Genomic DNA, 1,675 nt, shown 5'->3' with positions numbered 1-1,675 from the left:
AATCTCCGTTGATCTTGATGAGAACATCCTAAAACTACTCAGACACAGAGTTGATGCTGTACCGATCGAGCGACAAGTGGGGTTAACGATGGTGTCGTCCGTAGCAAAGGCTGACCAAGTACTGATTCAAATCGACGAGAAACCGTTGATCAGTAATCCTATGTACATGATGTTTTCTAAAAATGAACGAGGACAACAGCTGAGCCACATTTTTGATCTGGGATTAACCTTGATCAAGGGTAATGGCTGTTACGACCAACTTATGCTGGGGAATCCTTGCGAGTAAACATTTAAACTAACCGCCCTGCCGCACTTTTTTCTTTCTCTCACAAGGGCGTGTTCCTCACAGAGGCTTGCCTAAAACAGTTATTTTCAAAAATAGTTCTCATAAAATCAACCTAACGAACCATTACGTTCTATTATTTACAAAAGAATCAATAAATAGGCAGATGCAATCATGAAACAACTTGGTTTTAAAAACTTACTCCTTATTTCAATCATTGCATTAGTTGCCGTGTCTGTTTCAACATCCAGTTACGTCTCTTATGTAAAGCAAGAAAAAACACTCATCGAGATTATTACTGCCGCTAATGAAGACTATGTTGCAAAGCAAGCCCAGTTAATTGAAAACCAGTTAGGTGAAAAAGTCTCTGGTTTGAATAAAATCGCTAAAAAATATCAATCAGAACAAATGACGGGAACGGCTGAGAGCTTTATCGAATTTACCAAAATAATGGCCGGAGCGATGAACCTGAACAGTTCAGTGGTTGGCTTTGAAAACGGCGATGGCTATTGGAATCAAACCGCAGACACCTGGCCTAATCACAAGTTGGATGGTGACATTACCGAGCGGTCTTGGTATCAACTCGCTCGAACGAGCAGCGGAACCGCCATCACCGATCCATACCTAGGGAGTGGTTCTGATGTTTACTGGGTAAGTATCGTTGAGAAAATCAAAGAAGGGATGATATCCGTCGATATGCAGCTTGGGTTTCTCAATGAAATGGTCAAAGGCGCGACAGAAATTCCAGGGGCCATTGCCATCATCATGAATCAGGACTCGACCATTTTGGCCTCATCTACCGACTTATTAAAAGCCAGTGACAAAGCCACCAACTACCCATGGTTCAAAGGCGTCGTCAATAATGCTGTGACCAATGTCAGTCGTGTCCAACATTACCAACATAATGGCAGCGACAAGCTTCTCTTTTCACACAAAATTAATATCGCCGATAAGAGCTGGTATTTTGCGATAGGTGTCGACAAAGAGGTCGCTTTCGCCAGCTTAGCCGCCGCAAAATACTCGGCAATCATCAGCACGTTGATCGCCACGATCGTTAGTATCATCATTGCAGTCTTGGTCTTGCAGGTGCTGTATCGCCCTATTTTAGCACTAAGACAAACCATTGATGGATTGTCTCAAGGTAATGGCGATTTAACCCAACGTCTCGACGTCAAAACCAAAGACGATCTCGGTGAAATTGCGAATGGGGTCAATAAATTTATCGAAAATCTGCAAAACATGATGCTTGAGATAAAAGGCGCAACGGGTGACTTAAATGAGAACATCGATAAACTCAAAGATCAGTCACAACGCAACTCTGTGATTCTTCAAAATCACGTTTCTGAAACAGAACAGGTTGTTACTGCCATTGAGGAAATGAATTCAACCGCC

The 1,675-nt window shown here is 42.5% G+C and carries 1 protein-coding gene and 1 pseudogene; both read left to right on the top strand.

All coding sequences use genetic code 11. The features are described 5' to 3' along the window. A pseudogene (locus tag ACP45E_RS20710) lies at positions 1-286 on the top strand (substrate-binding periplasmic protein); the annotation flags it as partial. Positions 287-457: 171 nt separating this feature from the next. Continuing rightward, a partial coding sequence (locus ACP45E_RS20705; protein ID WP_141707462.1) for a PDC sensor domain-containing protein occupies positions 458-1,675 on the top strand: 1,218 nt, incomplete at its 3' end.

The sequence above is a fragment of the Vibrio genomosp. F10 str. 9ZD137 genome (assembly GCF_049974785.1).
Classification (GTDB): Bacteria; Pseudomonadota; Gammaproteobacteria; order Enterobacterales; family Vibrionaceae; genus Vibrio.
Note: the sequence above shows the minus strand (reverse complement) of the source record. Positions and strands in the feature narration are given on the sequence as shown.